General features: G+C 64.2%; 22 protein-coding genes and 1 pseudogene. 11 read left to right on the forward strand and 12 right to left on the reverse strand.

The features are described from left to right. Positions 1–33: 33 nt before the first annotated feature. The 3 genes from AC0L3J_RS06315 to AC0L3J_RS06325 form a co-directional block, all read right to left on the reverse strand. Positions 34–438, reverse strand: coding sequence for a nuclear transport factor 2 family protein (locus AC0L3J_RS06315; RefSeq protein ID WP_473346432.1), 405 nt, complete (start codon positions 436–438; stop codon positions 34–36). Between the two features lies 1 nt (position 439). Beyond that, positions 440–1,336 (reverse strand): MBL fold metallo-hydrolase, encoded by an 897-nt coding sequence (locus AC0L3J_RS06320; RefSeq protein WP_473346434.1) that lies wholly within the window; start codon positions 1,334–1,336, stop codon positions 440–442. Positions 1,337–1,408: 72 nt separating this feature from the next. Next, the gene (locus AC0L3J_RS06325) at positions 1,409–2,053 is read right to left on the reverse strand and encodes a DsbA family protein (protein ID WP_473346435.1); all 645 of its coding nucleotides are present in this window, start codon (positions 2,051–2,053) and stop codon (positions 1,409–1,411) included. Positions 2,054–2,161: 108 nt separating this feature from the next. On the opposite strand from AC0L3J_RS06325, the gene AC0L3J_RS06330 reads away from it, so the two are divergent. After that, positions 2,162–3,067, forward strand: a complete 906-nt coding sequence (locus AC0L3J_RS06330; RefSeq protein ID WP_473346437.1) for a LysR family transcriptional regulator — start codon at positions 2,162–2,164, stop codon at positions 3,065–3,067. 45 nt (positions 3,068–3,112) lie between these two features. Here AC0L3J_RS06330 and AC0L3J_RS06335 read toward each other — a convergent pair whose 3' ends face one another. From AC0L3J_RS06335 to AC0L3J_RS06345, 3 genes are all read right to left on the reverse strand, one after another. Beyond that, positions 3,113–3,550, reverse strand: a complete 438-nt coding sequence (locus AC0L3J_RS06335) for a PIN domain-containing protein (RefSeq protein WP_473287199.1) — start codon at positions 3,548–3,550, stop codon at positions 3,113–3,115. Between the two features lie 3 nt (positions 3,551–3,553). After that, complete coding sequence (locus AC0L3J_RS06340; RefSeq protein ID WP_473287200.1) at positions 3,554–3,796, reverse strand: type II toxin-antitoxin system Phd/YefM family antitoxin; 243 nt, start codon at positions 3,794–3,796, stop codon at positions 3,554–3,556. Between the two features lie 105 nt (positions 3,797–3,901). Then, positions 3,902–4,798 carry a LysR family transcriptional regulator gene (locus AC0L3J_RS06345; protein ID WP_473346439.1) on the reverse strand — a complete coding sequence of 299 codons (897 nt, stop codon included), beginning with the start codon at positions 4,796–4,798 and terminating at the stop codon, positions 3,902–3,904. A 263-nt stretch (positions 4,799–5,061) separates the two neighbouring features. Between AC0L3J_RS06345 and AC0L3J_RS06350 the strand changes: the two genes are divergently transcribed. The 5 genes and pseudogenes from AC0L3J_RS06350 to AC0L3J_RS06370 all read left to right on the forward strand — a co-directional run bounded on the left by AC0L3J_RS06350 (position 5,062) and on the right by AC0L3J_RS06370 (position 8,370). After that, positions 5,062–5,796: an SDR family NAD(P)-dependent oxidoreductase gene (locus tag AC0L3J_RS06350; RefSeq protein WP_473346441.1), complete on the forward strand. Its 735-nt coding sequence runs from the start codon at positions 5,062–5,064 to the stop codon at positions 5,794–5,796. Between the two features lie 50 nt (positions 5,797–5,846). Further along, a pseudogene (locus AC0L3J_RS06355) lies at positions 5,847–6,598 on the forward strand (SDR family NAD(P)-dependent oxidoreductase). 32 nt (positions 6,599–6,630) lie between these two features. Further along, the gene (locus AC0L3J_RS06360) at positions 6,631–7,230 is read left to right on the forward strand and encodes an NADPH-dependent F420 reductase (RefSeq protein ID WP_473346442.1); all 600 of its coding nucleotides are present in this window, start codon (positions 6,631–6,633) and stop codon (positions 7,228–7,230) included. Positions 7,231–7,315: 85 nt separating this feature from the next. Further along, positions 7,316–7,726 carry a nuclear transport factor 2 family protein gene (locus AC0L3J_RS06365; RefSeq protein ID WP_473346444.1) on the forward strand — a complete coding sequence of 137 codons (411 nt, stop codon included), beginning with the start codon at positions 7,316–7,318 and terminating at the stop codon, positions 7,724–7,726. Between the two features lie 11 nt (positions 7,727–7,737). Beyond that, complete coding sequence (locus AC0L3J_RS06370; RefSeq protein ID WP_473346446.1) at positions 7,738–8,370, forward strand: class I SAM-dependent methyltransferase; 633 nt, start codon at positions 7,738–7,740, stop codon at positions 8,368–8,370. A gap of 90 nt (positions 8,371–8,460) precedes the next feature. On the opposite strand, the gene AC0L3J_RS06375 is transcribed toward AC0L3J_RS06370, so the two are convergent. Together AC0L3J_RS06375 and guaA are read right to left on the reverse strand one after the other, a co-directional pair. Then, complete coding sequence (locus AC0L3J_RS06375) at positions 8,461–8,850, reverse strand: hypothetical protein (RefSeq protein ID WP_473346448.1); 390 nt, start codon at positions 8,848–8,850, stop codon at positions 8,461–8,463. A gap of 17 nt (positions 8,851–8,867) precedes the next feature. Next, entirely contained in the window at positions 8,868–10,466 is a 1,599-nt protein-coding gene (gene guaA, locus AC0L3J_RS06380) for a glutamine-hydrolyzing GMP synthase (RefSeq protein ID WP_473287463.1), read from the reverse strand. 149 nt (positions 10,467–10,615) lie between these two features. Here guaA and AC0L3J_RS06385 point away from each other — a divergent pair, with 149 nt between their 5' ends. The 3 genes from AC0L3J_RS06385 (at position 10,616) to AC0L3J_RS06395 (ending at position 11,943) form a co-directional block, all read left to right on the forward strand. Continuing rightward, positions 10,616–10,987, forward strand: a complete 372-nt coding sequence (locus tag AC0L3J_RS06385; protein ID WP_473346449.1) for a nuclear transport factor 2 family protein — start codon at positions 10,616–10,618, stop codon at positions 10,985–10,987. 155 nt (positions 10,988–11,142) lie between these two features. Beyond that, on the forward strand, positions 11,143–11,475 hold the full coding sequence (locus tag AC0L3J_RS06390; protein WP_473346451.1) for a DHCW motif cupin fold protein: 333 nt from the start codon (positions 11,143–11,145) through the stop codon (positions 11,473–11,475). 258 nt (positions 11,476–11,733) lie between these two features. Beyond that, positions 11,734–11,943, forward strand: a complete 210-nt coding sequence (locus AC0L3J_RS06395) for a cold-shock protein (protein ID WP_007592195.1) — start codon at positions 11,734–11,736, stop codon at positions 11,941–11,943. Positions 11,944–12,068: 125 nt separating this feature from the next. On the opposite strand, the gene AC0L3J_RS06400 is transcribed toward AC0L3J_RS06395, so the two are convergent. Then, positions 12,069–13,367 (reverse strand): RsmB/NOP family class I SAM-dependent RNA methyltransferase, encoded by a 1,299-nt coding sequence (locus tag AC0L3J_RS06400; RefSeq protein ID WP_473346453.1) that lies wholly within the window; start codon positions 13,365–13,367, stop codon positions 12,069–12,071. A 34-nt stretch (positions 13,368–13,401) separates the two neighbouring features. Continuing rightward, complete coding sequence (locus AC0L3J_RS06405) at positions 13,402–13,824, reverse strand: MAPEG family protein (RefSeq protein ID WP_275167293.1); 423 nt, start codon at positions 13,822–13,824, stop codon at positions 13,402–13,404. A 168-nt stretch (positions 13,825–13,992) separates the two neighbouring features. Between AC0L3J_RS06405 and AC0L3J_RS06410 the strand changes: the two genes are divergently transcribed. Continuing rightward, positions 13,993–14,652 carry an acriflavin resistance protein gene (locus AC0L3J_RS06410; protein WP_473346454.1) on the forward strand — a complete coding sequence of 220 codons (660 nt, stop codon included), beginning with the start codon at positions 13,993–13,995 and terminating at the stop codon, positions 14,650–14,652. Positions 14,653–14,722: 70 nt separating this feature from the next. Continuing rightward, complete coding sequence (locus tag AC0L3J_RS06415; RefSeq protein WP_473346457.1) at positions 14,723–15,565, forward strand: metallophosphoesterase family protein; 843 nt, start codon at positions 14,723–14,725, stop codon at positions 15,563–15,565. A gap of 16 nt (positions 15,566–15,581) precedes the next feature. Here AC0L3J_RS06415 and AC0L3J_RS06420 read toward each other — a convergent pair whose 3' ends face one another. Both AC0L3J_RS06420 and AC0L3J_RS06425 read right to left on the reverse strand, forming a co-directional pair. Beyond that, a complete protein-coding gene (locus tag AC0L3J_RS06420; protein WP_354161479.1) occupies positions 15,582–15,872 on the reverse strand; it encodes a hypothetical protein in 291 nt (96 codons plus the stop codon). A 149-nt stretch (positions 15,873–16,021) separates the two neighbouring features. Next, complete coding sequence (locus AC0L3J_RS06425; protein WP_473346459.1) at positions 16,022–17,044, reverse strand: NADP-dependent oxidoreductase; 1,023 nt, start codon at positions 17,042–17,044, stop codon at positions 16,022–16,024. Between the last annotated feature and the right edge of the window lie 85 nt (positions 17,045–17,129).

Below are 17,129 nucleotides of genomic sequence, written 5' to 3' on the forward strand. Positions count from 1 at the left end.
TCCCCTCTCCTAGATTCCGACATCATACCGCTGTTACAGGCCAGCAGGCTCCAGCGCCTTCTGCACCATCGCGGTGTCGACATATTGCGTCATGCTGGCGATCTTGCCGTCCTTCAGCAGATAGAGATGCGCGAAAGTCGCGCGCATGGATTTGCCCGTCGCCTTGTAGGTGCCGGAGTAGACGCCGAAGGCGGCGACACGGTCGCCGTCTTCGAGATAGGTGTGAACATCGGCGCGGTAGCCGGTCCATTCGGCGGCGAGACGCCGGAACACGCCTGATATGATCGCGTCGGGTCCGACATAAGTGCCCGCGTACGGAAAGCCTTCCGCTTCGGTCCATGCGGCATCGGGAGCGAGAGCGGCCAGCAAGTTGCGGCCGTTCTCTTCCGACGACGATCCCTCATAGGTGGCGCGGATCAGGTCGAGGTTCGCCCCCATCTCAGCCCCATTTCATCTCGCCGGTGGCGACCTTGGCGCCGATGTCGAGCGCAACGCCCATGCCGAGGCCGGGGAAGCGCGCTTCCATCGCCGCCTTGAGCGCCACGGAATCCTTGGCCTTGGTCAGCTCTTCGTCGAACGCCTTGAGGTAGGTGATGGTGTGCTCGATCCCGGACAGATCGGTCTTTGCATCCACCGACAGATGGCCGGGGACGACGACCGCCGGCTTGCGCGCCGCGATCTTTTCGAGATTGGCGATCCAGGCGGCGCGCTGCTCCCTGGTCGGCGTGTCGGCGGTCCAGACATGGACGCCCGAGAAGATCAGCACGCCGCCGAACACCGCGTTGAGCGAGGGCACGAACAGATAGCGCCGGTTGACCAGGCCGTCCGCGCTGACGATCTCGATGGTCTCGCCGTCCACGCTGAGCGTCTTGCCGTCGAACGCTTCGGGAATGACCACATCGGCAAGCACCTGCGGGCCGTTCGCCTTGAGCTGCGGCCCCCAGACGGCAAGCTTCTTTTCGACGCTGGCGTTAATGGCCGCCAATGTCGCGGGCGCCGCGAGCACGCGGGCCTCGGGGAAGACAGCCTTGATCGCCCCGAGGCTGAAATAATAATCCGGGTCCGACTGGCTGATATAGATGGTGGTGAGCTTCTTGCCGGTGGCCTTGATGGCGTCGGCGACAGCCTTGCCATCGGGCAGCGTGAAGCCGCCATCGATCAGCACGGCTTCGCTCGGCCCGGACACCAGAACGGGAGCCCGGAAGAAGCCGTTCGGTCCTGCGGGAAAATGCTTCCAGGTGAGTCCGCCCGCGGCGTGGCCGAGGCCTGCGGGTGCGAAGATGGCGGCAGCGCCCGCGGCGAGAGTGGTTTTCATGATGGTTCTCCTTGTCGGCATGTTGGTCTCCTGGTGCTGGTCTGGGATCGCGAAATGAAAGCTGGATGGTCCGGTCTGTGTTGATCGCTGCGCTCAGGCCGCCTTCAGTCCGTCGACGAGGACGTCGAGGCTGCCGAACAGCGCGCTTGCTTGCACCAGGCGGCGATCATGGCCCGTCCCGACGATCAGGGCCGGGACGCCGTTGGCGCCGAACCGGCGCATCTCAGCACGCGCCGCTTCGAGGCGCGCGCGGTAGGCGGTGATCAGTGCAGCGTCGGGGCTCGCCAGCCGCGCGGCAACCTCAGGCAAATTCATCGCGCGCAGCACGTCCGAGAGAACGGAGATGTCCGTGCTGTCGCGTCCCTCGACATAGCGGACGAGCTGGAAGGCCTTCAGCGCCGCGAACGCTCGATCAGGCGCCGTGAGCGCGACAGCCGTGAGCGCCAATGTCGCCGGGCCGGAATCGAACAGGCGCGTGCGGTCGCCCAGCACATCGCGGCGATAGGCTTCGCTGAAAGGCTGGCCGCTCAGACGCGAAATCCGCTGGTCGTTGCTCCAGGCGTAGGCTGCAAAACCATCGTCCATCGGATGGGCGCCCTCCCCGGCGAACAGGCCTGTCGGCGCAAGTTCGACAGCGAAATCCGGCCGGCCGACGAGCTGTTCGAGCAGCGTGGCGGCGCCGTAGCACCAGCCGCAGAGCGGATCGAACAGGTAGGTGATTTGAATGGGCGCGGACATGGCGATCTCCTTGGACCGCAATGTGGCACGCGCACATTGGTAGATAAATATCAACAAAATTAACAGAATGTATGCTATTGACTTACAATAGATCTGACCGGACGAGCCATGAACCTGAACCGCCTCGCCTATTTCGCAGCCGTCGTGGACACCGGATCCTTCACGCGGGCCGCCGAGCGGCTTGGCATCACCAAGGCCGTGGTGAGCCAGCAGGTGGCGCAGCTGGAGCGCGATCTCGGCACCAGCCTGCTCGTGCGCACGACGCGCCGGGTCCATCCGACCGAGGCAGGCCGCATGTTTCATGCGCGCTGCGTCATGATCCTGCGCGAAGCGGAGGATGCCTTCGACGAACTCGCCCAGGCAGCCGCTGCGCCGACCGGCACATTGCGGATCACGGCGCCCAACGACTACGGCACCGCCGTCGTCGTCGCCGTCGTCACGGCCTACGCGGCACGCTATCCCAACTGCCGCGTGGAGTTGACGCTCGAAGATCAGACGGTCGATCTCGCCTCAGGCCAGATCGACATGGCAATCCGTGTCGGCTGGCTGGTCGATTCCAGCCTGCAGGCGCGCAAGATCGGATCGTTCCGGCAATGTCTGGTCGGCGCTCCCGCGTTCACGGATCGGATCGCCGCCGCGCGCGATCCCGACGACCTCGCGACGCTCCCGTTCGTCGCCAACATGGCACTGCGCGAGCCACTGCTGTGGCAGTTTTCGCGCGGCGATCTCGATCGACGCGCCGTGCGCCTGCAGGCGAGCATCGCCATCGACACCACGCCGGGCGTGCTCGCGGCCGTGCTCGCCGGCGGCGGCCTTTCGGTGCTGCCGGATTTCCTGGTGGCCGACGATCTCGCGGCGGGTCGCCTCATCCACATCCTGCCGCAATGGCAACTGCCATCCGGCGGCATCCACACCGTGTATCCCGCGGCCCGTTTCCGGCCGCCCAAGGTGACGGCATTTGTGGAGATGCTGATTGCGGCTCAGCGACGGGAGGGTTCGGTGGGGACGGATTAGCTGGGGAGCCAATTAGCAGCCGGCCTCCATATGCCTGCCCGATGATCAGGACGGCGGCAGCTCGCCGAAGGGATCATGCACGGGTACGCCGAGCGGCAGGAAATGCCTCGCGTTGCGTGACAAGACCGTCAACGAGTGTTGACGCGCAGTTGCGGCAATCATGATATCGGCAAATCCCGGAGAATGCCCCCGCCCGCGCGCGCGGTCCGACAATTGTCCGGCGATCCGCGCAGTGGGGGTATCGAACGCCAGGATTCGATCCTCATACAGGTGCAGCACGGCTTCCAGCCATTGGGCCAAATCTCTGCTTCTGCGCGTGGCTTTCTCGCGTCGCAATTTGGCTATCCCGTCCTCAACCTCCGCAATCGTCACGACGGACAAGAACAAGGAGGCGGATTGCGCATCCATCCACTCGACGAGTGCCGCAGGCGTCGGCCGGTTCGGCGAGACGGCAGATATGACATTGGTATCGACGAGGTACACGTCTCAGAAATCGGTCTTGCGCAGCTTGGCGCGATTGCGCGTCGGCACATCGCCGGCCCTCACGGGGGCCGCCATCAGCAGGCGCCCGAAGCTCGGCACCTGCGACAGACGCCGCCACTCCTCGTAGCTCAAGAGCACCGCCTGCTTTTTACCGTGACGCGTGATGATCGCGGGCTTGCCATCGACCGCTTCATCGATGACCGCGGAGAGGTTGGCCTTTGCGTCACGAAGCTGAATCTCTCGCATCTTTCACCTATATGACTACAGTAGTCATATAGGAGGACGGCTTGTATTTCAAGGCATTCCCGGCCGACCAGCGGACGGCATCCGAATGGAGCGACCTGCCGCGCGTCAGTCGCGCGCCACCGACAGCCCTGCGAGAAGCGGCGCGTACGCGGCGAGCCGGCGGGATACGAACTCGGTGAAGAGCCGCACGCGCTTGGTCTTGCGTGTCTCGCCCTGTGTGAGGAGCCAGACCGTGCCGTACATGTGCAACTCGCTGCCCGGCACCCTCACCAACAGCGGGTCGGCATCGCCAACGAAGCACGGCAGCGTCGTGATGCCGAGCCCTTGCCGGACAGCAACGATCTGCGCCCCGGCGTCCGTGACCCTGAATGGAACGCCCGTGGTGCGGACCTCACCCGCGCTGGCCCAATCCGGGATGCCGTGAATGCTGATGACGATCCAGCGGATGGGATCAGGCGCGCCGGCACGCCACGCGGCTAGTCTGTCGCGCGACATGTAGACGGCGCCGAACAGCTCCGGTCCCTTCATGCCGTGAAGATTTTGCGGCAGGGTTTTGCGGTCGTAGACGACGCGGATCGCGACGTCGGCCTCTCGGTTGGTCAGGTTTGCAAGTTCGCCGAACGACAAGATATCCATCTCGATGTCGGGATGCAGACGCGCGAAATCGGCGAAATCAGGCATGAGCAAATGTGTCGCCATCGGCGGCGCCAGCGTCACCCGCAGACGCCCGCGCACGCTCTGATCGCGCCCGAACACGCGCGTCTCGAGCTGGTGTGACGAGGCTTCCATCTGGTCGGCGAATTCGAGGACCTCCTCGCCCGCAGCGGTCAGGCGGTAGCCCGAAGGCAGCTTTTCGAACATCTGGACGGCGAGGCGTTCCTCGAGCTGGGCGACGCGTCGCAGCACGGTGGCGTGGTTCACGCCGAGCGCCTCGGCGGCGGCCCGCACCGAGCCTCCGCGCGCAACGGCTAGAAAGTAGCGAACGTCATCCCAGTCGATCATGGTGCAATCCCGCACCGCGCGGTGCGCCTTTCAAGTCCCATCCAACGCCTCGTACCGCAGTACGGGCGATCATCATAGCCGGTTCCGGCCAGCAGGGCCCATTCCGAACGGCGGACACCGCTCGTCGCGGCTGGCGTCGCTCGTCCGGCCGGATCGATTTCGCACCACCGATGTGCGCGCTTCCGCACTCAACGCCTGACGCCGGCGGACCTATCTCGGGGACCTCGGGGGCAGATGCTGTCCCGACCACGACAGGAGAAATTATGGGAAAGCTCGACGGCAAGGTTGCAGTCATCACGGGTGGCGCGACCGGCATCGGCCGCGCCGCGGCAAAGCGCTTCATCGAGGACGGCGCCTTTGTCTTCATCTTCGGCCGCCGGCAGCAAGCGCTCGATGCGGCTGTCACCGCCCTCGGCCCCAATGCCCGCGCGGTGATGGGCTCGGTCTCGGATGAGGCCGGCCTCGATCGACTCTACGCAGCGGTGAAGGCCGAGCGCGGAGCCCTCGACATCGTCTTCGCCAATGCCGGCGCGGGAAGCCAGCTTGCGCTCGGCAAGATCACCGCCGCGCACATCGACGAAACCTTCGACACCAACGTGAAGGGGACGATCTTCACCGTGCAGAAGGCGCTGCCGCTGATGCGCCGGGGCGGCTCGATCATCCTGACCGGATCGAGCGCCGGCACCACGGGCGCGCCGGCCATGAGCGCCTACAGCGCAAGCAAGGCGGCCGTGCGCAACCTCGCGCGGACCTGGGCCGAGGACCTGAAAGGCAGCGGCATCCGCGTCAACGTGCTGTCGCCCGGGGCGACCGCAACCGAACTCGCGAAGGAAGCGTTGGGCGAAGAGGGACAGAAGGTGTTCGCCGCGATGACTCCGCTGCAGCGCATGGCCGATCCCTCGGAGATCGGGGCCGTGGCCGCCTTTCTCGCCTCGTCGGACAGCAGCTTCATGACCGCCAGCGAAGTCGCCGTCGACGGCGGCCTGGCGCAACTCTGACCCCGGCGCGGTCCCGCGCCTGGCCCACACACAACGAAAGAGAAAACATCATGAAAAAACTCGAAGGCAAGATCGCCATCATCACCGGCGGAAGCAGCGGCATTGGATTGGCCACAGCCAAGCGTTTCGTGGACGAAGGTGCGCATGTCGTGATCACCGGACGACGCGAGAAGGAGCTGAAGGAGGCCACGGCATCATCAAGACAAACGTTACGACGGTCATCGGCGACGTGTCGCGCCTGGACGATCTCGACCGTCTCTACGCCGTCGTGAAAGAGAAACACGGTCACATCGACATTCTCTTTGCGAACGCGGGCGCGGGAACGATCGCACCGCTCGCGATGGCTACCGAGGCCCATTTTGACCAGACCTTCGACGTCAACGTGAAGGGGCTGTTCTTCACCGTGCAGAAGGCCCTCCCCCTCTTTAGGGACGGCGGTTCGATCATCTTGAACTCTTCGGTGTCGAACGTGAAGGGGCTGCCGGGGTTCAGCGTCTACGCCGCGAGCAAGGCGGCGGTGCGCAGCTTCTCGCGCGCTTGGACGCTGGAGCTGAAGGACCGCAAAATCCGCGTGAATACGATGAGCCCCGGACCAACCGAGACCCCTGCCCTGGAAACAACGACGGGCTTGACGGCCGAGCAAGCCGAGCAAGCCGCCGCCGGATTTGCTTCACAGGTGCCGATGGGTCGCAGGGGCAAGCCGGAGGAAATCGCGGCTGCCGTCACCTTCCTCGCCTCCGATGAAAGTTCTTACATCACCGGCGTGGATCTCGCCGTCGATGGCGGCATGGCGCAGGTCTGACCGCGCCATCGACAGAAGATCGGAGAAACATCATGAGCTACGCAATTATCGGCTTCGGCCATATCGGCCAGGCCCTGGCCAGGGCGTTTGCCCGCAATGGCATCGAAGTATCCGTTGCAACCACGCGCGACCCGGAAAGCTTTGCATCCGCCGCGGCCGCGATCGGACCCACGATCATTCCCGAAAGACTGGCGGACGCCGTCAAGGCGGACATCGTCTTTTTGGCGGTCCGTTTCGAGTCGCACCAGGATGTCGCGAAGGCGCTGCCCACCTGGCAGGGCAAGACCATCGTCGATGTGACCAATGCCTACGGCGTGCCGCCTGAGAAACTCGGGGGACAACCTTCGTCCAAGGCCCTCGCGCAAGCCTTCACCGGCGGTCGACTGGTCAAGGGCTTCAACCATTTGGGCGCTGCCGTGCTTGGCCAGGATCCGGCCGTCCATGGCGGCAGGAGAGTCGTGTTCCTGGCGAGCGACGATGACGCTGCGGCAGCGGAGATCGGCGCACTTGCGGAAAGTCTCGGCTTCGCGCCGATCAAACTCGGCGGGCTTTCGGAAGGCGGACTGCTGGTGCAGGCGCGCGGAAACAGCTGGGGCCACCTGATCTTCAAGGATCTGGTCAAGTTCGACTGACGAACACGATGTCCCCACCCTTGGGGATACGACACACGGGATCGGATCGCGCGCGATCCGATCCGAGTGACATCGAGAAATGACTATGAGCACCGACAAGAACATCCAGACCGTGAAGGACTTCTTCGCCGCAATCGGCCGCGGCGACAAAGAGGCTCTGCTGGCGCTGGTCAGCGAAGACATCGAGTGGATCATCCCCGGCGAGGACTGGCCGCTGGCCGGAACGCATCGCGGGCACGGCGGGCTGACGAATTTGCTCGAGACGGCATCCAGGTCGGTCGAAACGTCCACCGAACCCCGGGAGTTCGTCGCGCAAGGAGACCGGGTCCTGGTCGTCGGCTTCGCGAAGGGAAAGATCAAAGCCACGAGCAAGACATTCGAGGACGACTGGGTCTTCGCCATCACCGTTCGCAACGGCAAACTGACGAACATCCGGGAGTACGTCGACACGCAAGCACTGGCGCGAGCCGCGCGCGCGTCGAATGCCCGACCGTAAAGGAGATCCAGATGTACGACCAATCCAAGCTAGCCGAGTTGATCCGGTTCGCACGCGTAAACGCGGGCTCCACCGTCATCGACATTTACCCCGGCGACGGCGACTGGACCCGTCTCTTCTTCGAGATCGTGGGAGGCGAAGGACGGGTTGACAGCTTCGTGCCGGCCGAAGTCGCCCACTTCAAGAACGATCCGCTCGGTCGCATCCAGACGCTTGCAAGGGAGCCGGGTCGAGAGAACATCGAAGCCGTCTCGGCGGACCTCGTGGCCATGCCGCAGGCCACGCAGCCTGCGGACGTCCTGTGGCTGCACCTGTTCTACCACGATCTCCACACCGCGCTGATCCAGGCCAGGGGCGCGACGGCGGCCCAGTTCAATCGCGCCGTCTACGAGCGGCTGAAGCCCGGCGGGTGCTACGTCATCATCGACCACGCCGCCGCGCTCGGTGCGGGCACGAGCGACGCGCAGTCGCTGCATCGGATCGAGCCTGCATCCGTCCGCAAGGAGGTGGAGGCAGCCGGCTTCGTCCTGGATGCGGAAAGCACCCTGCTCGCGAACAAGGACGACCCGCACACCATCAAGGTGTTCGATCCCGCAATCAAGGGCAAGACCGATCGCTTCGTGTATCGGTTCGTGAAGCCGTGACGGAGGTCGTAGGGCGGATTAGCGAAGCGTAATCCGCCCTACGCGACTGCTGCGGCCAGTTGCAAGACTTGAGCTTTCGGTGCAGCCGGATCATTTTTTGGTCGTGCCGGCAGATGGCAGCTCTGCCGACCCGCCGATTTTGTTCGAGACCACGTAGATATCGACGCCGCTCATCGAGCATTCCTCGCTTGATGCCTGGTTTTTCGTGATGACCTCGATCGTCTTGCCATCCCTGGTGTGAAAGGTGATGTCGTAAACCTGCTGGTAGAGGTCTTTGCCGATCTTTTCGGATGCGAGACGAACGGCCTTGGTCTGCGCCTCGATCACTGATGGGATATCGATCAGGCCGGCGTTCTTGAGGTGCACGAGAGCCATGTTCGTGGGCCAACTCGCGCAGTCCGGAGACTTCGCCAGAGCCCCCGCAGCCGGCACAGCGAACATTGCGGCCAGTACCACTTTCAACGCGGCGCGCATCAGCATGCCTTGGTCTCTAAAAACTACTCCCACTCAATCGTCCCAGGCGGCTTGCTGGTCACGTCATACACCACCCTATTCACGCCCTTCACCTCGTTGATGATGCGCGTGGCGGTCTCGCCGAGAAACTTCATGTCGAACTGGTAGAAGTCCGCGGTCATGCCGTCGGTGGAGGTGACGGCGCGCAGGCCCACCACGAAGTCGTAGGTGCGGCCGTCGCCCATGACGCCTACCGTCTTCACGGGGAGCAGCACGGCGAACGCCTGCCAGATGTCGTCGTAGAGGCCGTGCTTCCGGATCTGGTCGATGTAGACGGCGTCCGCCTTGCGCAGGATGTCGAGTTTTTCGCGGGTGATGTCGCCGGGGCAGCGGATGGCGAGGCCGGGGCCCGGGAACGGGTGGCGGCCGACGAAGATTTCGGGCAGGCCGAGTTCGCGCCCGAGCTTGCGCACCTCGTCCTTGAACAGCTCGCGCAGGGGCTCGACCAGCTTCATGTTCATGCGCTCGGGGAGACCGCCGACATTGTGGTGCGACTTGATCGTCACCGAGGGGCCGCCGGTGAAGGAGACGCTCTCGATCACATCGGGATAGAGTGTGCCTTGCGCCAGGAAGTCGGCGCCGCCGATCTTCTTGGCCTCCGCCTCGAACACCTCGATGAAGAGGCGGCCGATGGTCTTGCGCTTGGTTTCGGGATCGGTGACGCCTTCGAGCTCGCCAAGAAATTGCTTCGAGGCATCCACGTGCACGAGCGGGATGTTGTAGTGGTGGCGGAACAAATCGACCACGGTCTTGGCTTCATCGAGACGGAGCATGCCGTGATCGACGAACACGCAGGTGAGCTGCTCGCCGATGGCTTCGTGGATCAGCACGGCCGCGACCGCGGAATCGACTCCGCCGGACAGGCCGCAGAGCACCCTGCCCTTGCCGACTTGGCTGCGGATCTTCGCGATCTCCTCCTCGCGGAAGGCGCGCATGGTCCAGTCGCCGGACAGGCCTGCGATCTTGCGAACGAAATTGCGGATCAGTTTGGCGCCGTCGGGCGTGTGCACCACTTCGGGGTGGAACATCAGGCCGTAATATTTGCGCGTCTCGTCCTGGATGATCGCGAACGGCGCGTTCGGCGAGGTGCCAGCGACCGAGAAGCCCGGCGGCATCTTTGTGATGCGATCGCCATGGCTCATCCAGACCTGGTTCTTGCCGCCTGGTGACCAGACGTCCTCGAACAGCTTGCTCGGCGCCTTCACCTCGACATCGGCGCGGCCGAATTCGCGGTGATGGCCGCCCTCGACCGTGCCCCCGAGTTGCTCCGCCATCGCCATCTGGCCGTAGCAGATGCCCATCACGGGCACGCCGGAATCGAAGATCGCTTGCGGCGCGCGGGGCGAGCCCGCCTCATGCACCGATTCAGGGCCGCCGGAGAGAATCACCGCCTTCGGCTTCATCTCGTTGAAGGCTTGTTCGGCCTTGTTGAACGGGACGATCTCGCAATAGACGCCGTCCTCGCGCACGCGACGCGCGATGAGCTGCGTCACCTGGCTGCCGAAGTCGACGATGAGAATCTTGTCATGCGCCGAGGCCACCGAGGGCGTCGACGCGGAGCGGTCGGTCTGTGCTGCTGTCATGGCAAGCAGATACGCGACAGGGGCTTTTCCCGCAACCGCGCGGGCCGCGCGCCCACATTCTTCTTTGGGCATGGACAAATCGATATAGGTAAGTATTATTGACCTAATATAGGCCCGTCACTCACCAAGGGCCGAACAGGGAGAACGTCATGCCACAGCATCATCAGTCGTCGAATCTCGCCGCGCTCGGCCGTACCTGGGTCGAGGCCTGGAACGCCCGCGATCTCGAGCGCGTGCTCACGCTCTATGACGAGGACGCCGTGATGACCTCGGACCGCATCCCCGTGTTGGGGTTCGATGAAAGCGGCACCGTGCGCGGCAAGGATGCGTTGCGCGCCTATTGGGGCAAGGCGCTCGCCCTGTTGCCGGAGCTGCATTTCTCGCTGATCGAATTGTTCGTCAGCCCTGATAGCGTGGTGGTGTTCTACGAGAACGAGCGGGGAAAGCGGATCTGCGAATATCTGCGGGTGAATGCGGCCGGAAAGATCGTGCAGGGATCGGCGAATCATCCGGCGCACTAGCTTGTCCCCGTCATTGCGAGCGTAGCGAAGCAATCCAGAATCTGTCCGCGGAGATAGTCTGGATTGCTTCGTCGCAAGGGCTCCTCGCAATGACGGAGACTGTGGCGAGCACATACGCTAACAACACCGGCGCCGGCTCTGACACAGGATTCCAGATGAAGCTCCCCACCTCCCCCTTCACCGTCACCGACTGGAGCAAGGTCACCCCGACCATCCATCCCGGCGAGACCGGGCAAGCGCAGTGGCGCACGCTCGACATCGGCGATCTCCGGGTGCGGATGGTCGAGTATTCGCCGGGCTATCTCGCCGATCATTGGTGCGACCGCGGCCACGTGCTCTACGTGCTGCAGGGCGAGCTCGACAGCGAGCTGCGCGACGGCCGCAAATTCAAGCTCACGGCGGGGATGAGCTACCAGGTCTCGGATTTCGGCGACGCCGCGCACCGGTCCTCGACGGCGACGGGGGCGACGCTGTTTATCGTCGATTGAGCGCCCCGGAAGGGTTAATTTGCACCGCAAAACAGCAAAATGCGGCGACATTCCGAGCGACGGGTGGTGCCTTGAAGTGGCCCCAAAATCTCGCTATATTGTGATCATCGATACTTGGCCGAACGACTGGGCCGCTTCGCTTCGTTGCTGACGGGCGCGCACGCTTCAGATGATTTCTCCAACATCGACTGATCAGGATTATGGGCGCAATAGTGCGTACCGGTCCGCGTGTTAACTTCTTAAGCAAAGGAAATTCCCATGGCTATGGGCACCGTGAAGTGGTTCAACAATCAAAAGGGTTTTGGTTTCATTCAGCCGGATGACGGCGACAAGGACGTGTTCGTGCACATCAGCGCCGTCGAGCGCGCTGGCCTCTCGACCCTCAACGAAGGTCAGAAGGTCTCGTTCGACATCGTCGCCGATCGTCGCAGCGGCAAGTCCTCGGCTGACAATCTCCGCGTCGGCTAAAGCCCGCGCACCGTTCTGACCACGGACGTACCGGCAGAACGTAGACTCAGAAAGCCCCGCGACCGGGTTCCGGTTCGCGGGGCTTTTGTTTTGGGGGCCGCCACACCCGCGGTGACGGGGGCGCGTTATGCTTTCTTCAAGACCGCGACGAAGAACCCGTCCGTCTCGGTCCGCCGCGGCGTCATCAGCCAGCCTTCCGGCGATTGCAGCGCGGCTTGCGCAAACTCCTCCGCCTTGTCCCAGAGCACGCTCGCGGTCTGCTCCGGCGGCACCACCGCGAACTCCGGATGGCGGCTGGTGAACGCCCTCACCTGCTCGCCGTTCTCCTCCGAAAGCACCGAGCAGGTGATGTAGGCAATGCGGCCGCCGGCCTTGACCAGCGGAACGGCGCGCTCGAGCACTTCGGTCTGGTCGCGCAGGCGAATCTCCAGCGCGCCCGGGCGCATGCGCCATTTGGCATCGGGATTGCGGCGCCAGGTTCCGGTTCCGGTGCAGGGCGCGTCGATCACGACGAGGTCGGCGGTGGCGCTGATCTCGGCCAGCGGATCGGCCTCGCCCTTGGGCGTGCGCACATCGGCATTGTGGACGCCGGCGCGCGACAGGCGTTCGTGGATGGGCGCAAGCTGCCGCTTGTCGCTGTCGGTGGCGATCAGCCGGCCCTTGCCCTGCATCATCGCGGCGAGCGCCAGCGTCTTGCCGCCGGCCCCCGCACAGAGATCGATCACCTGCTCGCCGGGTTTTGCCGCGGTCAAGGCAGCCGCAAGCTGCGACCCTTCATCCTGCACTTCAATAGCGCCCTTGATGAAATCCTCTTCGGCCTGGATGCCGGGGTTGCGCGCATCGGCCGAAAGCTCGATGCGCAGGCCGGTTGCGGACCACTGCGTCGGTTTCGCATGAAGATGAGCAAGCGCCCCCAGCGCCTTGTCGCGATTGGATTTTAGCGTGTTGACGCGCAGGTCGAGCGGCGCCCGGCTCGCCATCGCGGCCGCCTCCGCGACGCGCTCGTCGCCGAACGCCTTTGCCAAATACGGATCCAGCCATTCCGGATAGTCGCCGGCGATCGCGGCCGGGGCACCTTCCAGCGACCGCGAGGCGAGCGCGGCCTGCTCGGCCTCGGTCAACGGCGCGGGGGCAAAGCGGCTGCCGTCGAACAGCGCGGCCATCGTGGCCGCATCCATGTTGCGCTCGAGACGAAGCATGCCGATCAGCCGCGCCCGCGCGGTGTCCGAATCCATCAGGTAGGCGCTCGAGGCGTAGCGGCGCAGCACGTCCCAGACCAGGCCGGCAATGGCAGCGCGGTCGCCGGATCCGGCGAAGCGGTGCGCGGTGCCCCACTCCTTCAACGCCTTGGCCGCGGGCACGCGGTCTTTCTCGATGGTGTCGATCAGTTCGATGGCTGCGGACAGCCGGGCAGCGGGAGTCATTTGAATCTTTCAGATCAGGATCGGCGAGTAGCGCCTAGATCAGCAACAGCATTTTCAACGCGAAGTAGATCCACATCGCGAGCAGGACAAGCACGCCGGCGAGCCAGATCGTGGAGCGGCGGCCGAGATTGTTGGAGGAGACGAAGATTCCGGCATGGACGAAGCGCGTCACCACGAACACCCAGGACATCAGCACGATGAAGAGATCGGCGTGGCGCAACGGGAGCGCCAGCGCGATCAGGGCATAGAACAGCACCGGCAATTCGAACTGGTTGCGGTAGCAATTGGCGAATTGTGTGGCGCCCTTGGGCCAGTTGGGCTCGCCCAGCGCAATGTCACGGCTCTTGGTCTCGCCGGAGACGAGCGCGCGCCGGCGTCCCATCGCCATGGCGATCAGGAGTGCGAAGGTGAGACCAACCTGCACGAAGACCGGCAGCAAAACCATTTGAACGGACATCGGAATTTCCCGGGATTTCCCATCGGGCGGAAGCCACAGCTAGCGTCCATTAGCTGTCACCGCTGGTCCTGACAATCAACGAGTTGAACCGGCGTTCCCGATGAGGCGACCAACTGTCGACAGTTAAAGCGATTTTGGCCCCTCGGGGGCGCAAGGCGAAAGACCGCCATGAACACCCTCTTCAGCCAGATCGGCAGCCTGACTGGCGCTTTGACCGAGTCCGCCGATGGCCAGTTCGGCATCCTGATGTCGGCGCTGGCCGGCATCGCGACGGCGCTTGCGGTGGCGCTGGCGATGACGGTCTACTTCCGAATGAGCTATCGGACCTGGCGCGATGTCCTCAGGCATGGCCTCGCTGCGCTCGCCGCCCTCGCTCTGTTCGCTTTTGCCGCCTACGACATGCGCCATGCCGCGCTGGCCTATCTCGGCCTCAATCCCTCAAAACCCGCGGTCGAGTTCGAGATCCGCATGCCCAAGGAGACCTTGGCAGCAGTATCCGACACCCAGATCGAGCTGCATACCGACCGAAACCAGACGCTGGCACTGGTCGAGGGCGTGCGGGAGCTCGGTGATGGCCGCTCCGTCCTGCGTGGCGCGGTGGCGCTCAACCACCGCACCGCGGACCGCGTGCTGGTCGTGAACCTGCCCGGCAAGGGCACCTTCGAATTCCGCCTCCGCCTGCCGGCCGAGCCGCATCGCTCCGAGCAATTCGGAGCCCAGTCCGGTGCTCAGTTCGGTCCTTGGCACCTCGCCGACCGCATCGCCTCGCCGCTGGCAAGCCCGGTCGCGCCGCAGGACGCCTACATGATCCGCTATCGCGTGCTTTAAACATTGTTCGATCACTGACCCTGGGTGCGCCGTCATCGTTCCGACGTCGGGCAGCGCCTATGATCGATCCATGTCCGAATTTCGCCTGACACAGATCTCCGACACCCATCTTGGCCGGCGCTTCCCCGGCCTGATCGCCAACTTCCAGGCGCTCAGCGCGCACATCGACACCGATAGGCCCGATCTCGTCGTCAACACCGGCGACGTCTCGTTCGACGGGCCGACCAGCCGCGACGATGTCGAATTCGCCAAGGGCCTGCACGACGCCCTGCCCGTCGCCTGCCGCTACATCCCCGGCAATCACGACATCGGCGACAATCCGACCGCGGTTGGCCCTGCGCCGAAGCCGCCGGTCGCGGAAGCGCACCGCCGGCAATTCCGCGAGATCATCGGCGAGGACCATTGGTCATTCGAGGCCGCGGGCTGGTGCTTCATCGGCCTCAACTCGCTGGTGATGAATTCAGGGCTCGCCTTCGAGGCCGAGCAGTTCGACTGGCTTGCCTCGGAAGTTTCGCGCACGAACGGCAAGCCGGTGGCGCTGTTCGTGCACAAGCCGATATTTCTCAACGGGCCCGACGACCCCGAGGCGCCGGAGACGTCGATCCGCTACGTGCCGCAGCCGGCCCGCGCGCGGCTGATCGAGATGTTTGCACATGTCGACCTGCGCCTCATCGCCAGCGGTCACGTGCACCAGCGGCGCGACTTCACCTGGCGCCACACCCGCCACGTCTGGGCGCCGTCGGCCGGCTTCAAGATCAACGATGCGCGCCAGGACCGGATCGCGATCAAGGAGGTCGGGCTCGTGGAGTACCGCTTCCAGCCCGACGGCTTCGAGGTTCGCCATGTCAGGGCCGCGGGCCAAGTCGACATCGATATCGAGGAGTTGCTCACCCAGATGGGCGGCGAGCATTAGCGCTTCCCGTCGCTGCTCAAGCGACGCTCTTGAGATCCTGCTGGATTGCGGCAAGCAAGGACTGCAGCGCGTCGCTGTTCACCGGTTTGGCCCCGGTATTGGCGGGCTGAACATTGGCAGGCCGCGCAGCTTTGACCGGGCGCTTGGGGAATGGCGGCGTGGGTGTGGGCATCGCGGATTGCGCGAACACGTCCTCGGTGTGAACGAACTTGCCATGGATGACGTCGTCGCGACGGCCCATGACAAACATCGTCGCCCAATAACCGGCGGCCACAAGGATTACGCAGAAAACAACAAGCTCTAACATCATCGCACCTGAAATATGCGCAATGATTCAATGCCTTCGTCTGCCCGTCAATGAACCGACGGTCACACCTGCGGCTTTTACGGGCGGGTGTGGCCGATCAGTCACTGTTTGTTAACCATACCCGGCCCCGAGGGGGCCGAGACGGCCGATCAAGCTTTGTCCGGCCCGACCCGCACCAGCTGCTTGCCGAAATTGGCCCCCTTGAGAAGCCCCATGAAGGCTTCGGGCGCGCTCTCCAGGCCCTCGGTGACGAACTCCTTGTACTTGACCTTGCCCTCGCGGACCCAGCCGGACATGTCGCGCAGGAAGTCGCCGTGGCGGGAGGCGAAGTCGGAGACGATGAAGCCGCGGAAGGTCAGCCGCTTGGTCAGCGTCGCGCGCATCATGCTGGCGGCCCATTTCGGCGGCTTCGCTTCGGTGTCGTTGTAATGGGCGATGAGGCCGCAGACCGGCACGCGCGCAAACGCATTGAGCAGCGGGAACACCGCTTCGAACACGGCGCCGCCGACATTCTCGAAATAGACGTCGATGCCCTTCGGACAGGCGTCCTTCAGCTTTGCCGCCAGATCGGGATCGCGGTGATCGATGCAGGCATCGAAGCCGAGCTCCTTCACGACGTAATCGCATTTGTCCTTGCCGCCGGCGATTCCAACCGCGCGTGCGCCCTTGATCTTCGCGATCTGTCCCACGGCCGAACCTACCGCACCGGAGGCACCGGCGACGACGACGGTCTCGCCTGCTTGCGGCTTGCCGATATCGAGCAGGCCCGTGTAGGCCGTCATGCCGGGCATGCCGAGCACGCCGACGGCCGTCGAGATCGGCGCGAGCTTCGGGTCGACCTTGTTCAGCCCCTTGCCGTCGGAGATCGCGTGCGTCTGCCAGCCCGCGCGCGAGAGCACGATGTCGCCCTTGGCGAAGTTCGGATTGTTGGAGGCTGCGACCTCACAGACCGTACCGGCTTCCATCACACCGCCAACGGGCACCGGCGTCGCGTAGGACGGACCGTCGCTCATGCGCCCGCGCATATAGGGATCGAGCGAGAGCCAGATGGTGCGCAGCAGGACTTCACCTGCGGCAGGCGTCGGCACGGCGAATTCCTCGATGCGGAAATCGGAGGGCTTTGGCTCGCCGACGGGACGCGCGGCGAGAACGATGCGTTTGCCTTGGGACATGATGGCTTCCTCCAGATTGCTTTGTCGCAATCATTTAGGAGGTGGATGGGAATGAAGCAAACCCAACAGGCGCTTTCATGCCCCG

The organism is Bradyrhizobium sp. Kon37, assembly GCF_055807535.1.